Source organism: Amphibacillus indicireducens (genome assembly GCF_039539605.1).
GTDB lineage: Bacteria > Bacillota > Bacilli > Bacillales > Amphibacillaceae > Amphibacillus > Amphibacillus indicireducens.
Genome location: NZ_BAABDL010000007.1, coordinates 1 through 5,002 on the forward strand (window position 1 = coordinate 1; position 5,002 = coordinate 5,002).

A 5,002-nucleotide genomic window follows, 5' to 3' on the forward strand; every position below is an offset into this window, starting at 1 on the left:
ACAGCTACTACTGCCTTCACTGTTCGGGACTTTCACCCTAGAGTCTGCACCCATGCTGGGCACACAACAAAAAGCGATAACTAAAACAGTTATCGCTCTTAGAACTATCTTTATTTTATTTATCTGATGTTTGGCATACCGTCATAATCTCCATCATCTAGTATGATTTCTTCGTTTCGGTATTGTTCATATACTATATCTTGTGCTTCTTCTACTGATGTTGCTTCTACTTCAACTACTCTTGATAATACTTCTTCTATTTCTATTGTATAAGTTTCCATATTTGCTAACTCCTTCAATGTGTTTTGTGCTTCTAAAATATCGCTCATACCTTCTGCAACTTGTCTTTCTAATTCATCATGATTAAGGCAATATAAACCATTGTCGATTTTGTTATAAGTTTTTTCTAATAACTTATGAAGATTTGAAAGTTTATTTTCTTGTTTTTCAAATTTTTCTAACCAATTACTACGCTCTTTATACATTGCGTGAACTTCATCAACTTGTATTATTCCTTCTAGGTACTCAATAGCATGTTCAAAAGATGAAAATTCTTCCGTCCATAAATCGCCAGTTGTATTATCAATCGCTATATAAGTTTTCATGTGTTTTCTTTCGTTATTGTCTATGATTAAAAAATTACTTAATTCTTGTGCTTTAAAATTCTTATCTTCTAACTTTTCTAACAATGTTGAATATTCTTCTGATGTGATTATTCTATAAATTTTATTTTCCATTTTTATCTACTCCTTTTTATTCGCTACTCATTTGCATTGGTACTAAAACATTAACTAAACGATTTCTAAACTGAACATCATATACATAATCTAAGCAAAAACCGATTGTTGAAAGAATTAAATTATCAAACTCATCTGTGATTTTTAAATTGTCAAAAGGGCTTGTATCTGCTACATATCTAGCAATTAATTCAATATCTTTTTCGATTTTCTCTTCAAAGACTTCATTCTTATATACCTTTAATTTATTCGTTGTTGTTTCCATTTTCTACACTTCCTTTTTTTATTTTTTCTTTAACAACTTTTTCTGGAAGTTTTGGGAAGTGGTGTCGGCTTCTTTAATCTTGAAGCTTTTCACTTCTTTTGAATGACTAGGATCTTCCAGTTATTTGGTTGTTAAAGAACTTTTTCTGTATAGTTTGGTGTGTTTGTCGTGGTTATGCCCCTGCATATGTAGTCGGTCTGTCAAGGGCGAGTGTGATCTTCTGTAAGTTTAAAATAAAGTCGCGACGTTTGCAAAAAAGATGCGATGTTTAAAACAAAGTCACGATGTTTATAAAAAAGTTGCGAAGTTTCACCCCTTTGGATATAATTGTCTAAAGGGGTGTTTTTGTGGCGAAACGAAAAAGAACATCTAAAGTCGATAAGTGGATTAAAGAAGGTAGAGGAACTGGCAGTGGGGCAGATTATCAGCCTTGGCTAAAAGTTCAAGATGTTTCCTCATTAGGTCGGTCAACGAGATTAAAAGGTACAAAAGCCGGTAGACAACATGAGTTTTTATCGGATTTGGAACGAAATTACTTTTATTTGACTGAATTTTCCGATGTTGTCTTAGATATTCGTGAACAATTTCCTTTATTACCACAAGAAGAGACGATTGTCATTGCGGAAGCGCTTGGAATAAAACACCCAGCTGATCCAAAAACAGGCGATCCAATTGTTATGACAACGGACTTTTTATTAACAGTTGATAAGGGAGAAGGTGTATTTGAAGTCGCTCATACTATCAAAATGAAAGACAAGCTATTAGAAGAACGTGTGTTAGAGAAATTCGAAATTGAACGTGAATACTGGGAGCGTAAAGGCATTAGTTGGGGTATTGTAACAGAGGAAGAAATTGATAAGATCGTGGCTAGAAATATTAGTTATATCCATGATTATTTTGATATTCGGAGCTATGATGTATATCGAGAAATGGCTAACCAACATATAGAGGATTTATCAATGTCTCTTATGAATCGTTTGTTGAATAGTTCACGAAGTATCCGAGAAATCACTAGTGAGTTTGATGCAGATACACACTTGCCTTTTGGAAGTGGTGTCACGTTGTTTTATCATTTGCTTGCTAAAAAAATAATGGTTACAGATATGTACAAGGCAATTGATTTAGAGCAATCAATTGATATTAAGTATATTGATGAAAGTAAATTGGAGAAGGTGAAATACGGATGATTTATATTAATCAGGTATTTCAATATGTAACAGATTCAAAAAGAATTCGGGTAATAGATATGGAAGAACCGCATGTCTATATAGTAAATATTGACACGAGCAGTGCTATGCCACGTAAAGAGCTATACTCTAGTCTAACCACAGATATCAAGCAAGGTGAACTGTTAGCGATTAGTGATCCTTATGCAAAAGTGATTTCCGAAGCTGATTTAACAGAAGTGCAGATTCGTAAGCGCGAAGAAGATTGGGGAAATATACAAAAATACTGTGTCCCCAATATGCCAGATTTGCTCCAAAAACAAGGAAGAGAAAGCAAGATTCGTGAAATCGTTCAAGAGAGCAACTTGGGCAAGACAAAGGTTAAAAAGCTACTAACTCGCTATTGGCAGCGTGGCATGACCAAAAACGCCATGTTACCTGACTACTCTAGTTCAGGTGGTAAAGGGAGAGCAAAAGCTCTAACAAATGCAAAGGTTGGTCGTCCTAGAAGAATAAATATAAATAATGAATATCAAACCGGTATTAACATTACAGAAGAAGTAAAGGTTCAAATTGAACACGTTATCAATAAGTACTACAGGAAAAAGAATAACTACTCTTTAAAAGATGTTTATAATTTTATGCTACGTGACTTCTATTCTGATCGCTATTCAGTTTCGTAAAAGTACGAAGAAGACCCAAAAAAAGATATTTAGTCGTTCCGAGAATTTTACGAAGGATGGCACGTAAAGAATCAGGCTCCACTATGGAAAAGCGTAAACAGGAAATGATGTCGCGGGGGTACTAATTATTCTAGTTTCGGTACCATCACGGTAGAAAGCCTACTTAGTTTTCCCACTGTAACATACAGATTGCAATCAAGTATATTAACTCTATAAGGAGTGAGGTATTAAATGAAGAAAATATTACTGACAGTAACCCCCTTTGTGGATTATCCAGGGTCTATTCCCAATGAATTCGTATCTCGGCATCTTGCGAGGCAGCTTATTGAAGAAGGCTTCGATGTCCACATACTTGCAAATAAATCGCAAAGTAAAAACTGGCCAAAAGAAGCTAAGGTCATAAATGGAAGCATTACGAAACCTGACGATACTCCTCTGGCATTTGAAAATATAGATGCAGTATTTCTCGCAGGAGCTATTCCGGAAACTGTTTACGAAGCTGTAAATATGGCTAAAGAAGCTGGTGTAAAGAAAATAGTAACATTATCTTCACATGGTCCTGAAATAGAAATTCAATTTCCCCCCGACAGCTGGTATTGGTTAGCTATTGATGTGGTAGTTGAGCGTTCGGAGATTAAACATACGCGTATTGTTCCTTCAAATATTATGGCTTCTACTCTGGTTGGAGACCATTATTCAGCTGGTAAAAGTTGGGCAGAACATATAAGAGAAGATAGCCTAATTCAAGAGCCATACGTTCATACAAAAGTCCCTCTGATCCATGAAGAAGATTTAGCATTCGTAATTTCTAAAGAACTTCAACAAGTCAATTTATCTAATAAAACACTGCATGTTTATGGGCATTCTATAAGCCCTTTGGAGCGCAAAAAAATCCTAAGTGAAGTATTAAATAAAGAAATAAAATTCAAAGAATTAACCTCAGATGAGGCTTTTGAATACTTCCGCCAGGAAGGGCTTGATGAGTATGAAATCTCTCACAGATTAGGAGTACTTGAATCCATTTCAAATAACCCAGTTGAATTTAACTCTGAAATTACAAATATTATTAATAGACCTCTAAAAACATATTCTCAATGGGTTAAAGAGCATACTTCATTCTTGAATGGATAAACATAAAATAAATGGAAGGGTAATCGCATAACAGCACCTAATGCCCCACGAACGAGGCGCGATTGTTGAAGATCACATCAGAAAATGATCTAACTTTTTTATAAAAATTGAACACCGCAGCGTAAAGGAAGAATCCATTTTGATCAATCTTTTTTCAAAATGGTTTCTTCTTGTTTACGGTGATATAAGGGTTTGTGAGGAATTTCTGATCAAACTTTATTTTAAAGCTACATCTTCGCTCGTGCCATTTACCCTTGACTGACATTAAGACGGAATATGCTATAACCGTTACTCGACAGACACACCGATACAGAAAACGTGAGAAACCAAAGGAAGAGTGAGCCACTTCAAAAGGGGGAAGTGAAAGTGCCTTTTCTCATGAGCGTTTACAGCTAAGTAAACGGACAATGCCTTGTGTCTTTACTTGAAATTGGCTCTAAATGCTTGTTACAACAGCATTTACTCATACTTTTAAAGACAAAAAAACAGATTAAGCAGCACTTCCACGTTTTATGTGGAAGTGCTGCTTAATCTGTTTTAACCATTAATTTTAATTGTTTATTCTAAAAAACCTAAATCTCGATACGCATTTGTTAATAATGTACTTCTGAATTTACCAATCATTAAAGATAATCGTTCATTAAGGGCAGTTCGATCTTTTGTAAAAACATATTCTGATACACTATTTCCGTAGAACTCTAAAATTGTTTTGAACTCTGAATTAGTTAATTCTTTATTTTGATAATTTTCTACTATTTTCTTTATTTCATCACTTAGAATATTTACATTTAGTGGGTAAGCAATATAACCATATTCATCAAATAAATTTGTCATATTATCACTCCTTATAGTCGTTTTTTAATATAATTTACTTGTTTTTTTACTATATTCTACATTGATTTTATCATTTTAGTTTGATAATTACAATTTATCTCGAAACAAAAACAAAATTGAGATAGGGGGAGGTGACTAACCTCCGTCCCTCTCACACCACCGTACATACGGTTCTCGTATACGGCG

At 34.3% G+C, this 5,002-nt stretch carries 5 protein-coding genes and 1 pseudogene; 3 read left to right on the forward strand and 3 right to left on the reverse strand.

Features of this window, described 5'->3' with window-relative positions; all coding sequences use genetic code 11:
- Positions 1-119: 119 nt before the first annotated feature.
- Both ABD814_RS00730 and ABD814_RS00735 read right to left on the reverse strand, forming a co-directional pair.
- Positions 120-737, reverse strand: a complete 618-nt coding sequence (locus ABD814_RS00730; RefSeq protein WP_344909441.1) for a DpnD/PcfM family protein — start codon at positions 735-737, stop codon at positions 120-122.
- A 16-nt stretch (positions 738-753) separates the two neighbouring features.
- Positions 754-1,002, reverse strand: a complete 249-nt coding sequence (locus tag ABD814_RS00735) for a hypothetical protein (RefSeq protein ID WP_344909443.1) — start codon at positions 1,000-1,002, stop codon at positions 754-756.
- A gap of 347 nt (positions 1,003-1,349) precedes the next feature.
- On the opposite strand from ABD814_RS00735, the gene ABD814_RS00740 reads away from it, so the two are divergent.
- The 3 genes and pseudogenes from ABD814_RS00740 (at position 1,350) to ABD814_RS00750 (ending at position 3,982) form a co-directional block, all read left to right on the forward strand.
- Complete coding sequence (locus tag ABD814_RS00740) at positions 1,350-2,189, forward strand: TnsA endonuclease N-terminal domain-containing protein (protein ID WP_344909446.1); 840 nt, start codon at positions 1,350-1,352, stop codon at positions 2,187-2,189.
- Positions 2,186-2,839 (forward strand): annotated as a pseudogene (locus ABD814_RS00745) (Mu transposase C-terminal domain-containing protein); the annotation flags it as partial. The gene ABD814_RS00740 and the pseudogene ABD814_RS00745, both read left to right, overlap by 4 nt.
- 243 nt (positions 2,840-3,082) lie before the next feature.
- Entirely contained in the window at positions 3,083-3,982 is a 900-nt protein-coding gene (locus ABD814_RS00750) for an SDR family oxidoreductase (protein WP_204669990.1), read from the forward strand.
- A 558-nt stretch (positions 3,983-4,540) separates the two neighbouring features.
- Here the strand turns inward: ABD814_RS00750 and ABD814_RS00755 are convergent.
- A complete protein-coding gene (locus tag ABD814_RS00755; protein WP_344909448.1) occupies positions 4,541-4,816 on the reverse strand; it encodes a hypothetical protein in 276 nt (91 codons plus the stop codon).
- Between the last annotated feature and the right edge of the window lie 186 nt (positions 4,817-5,002).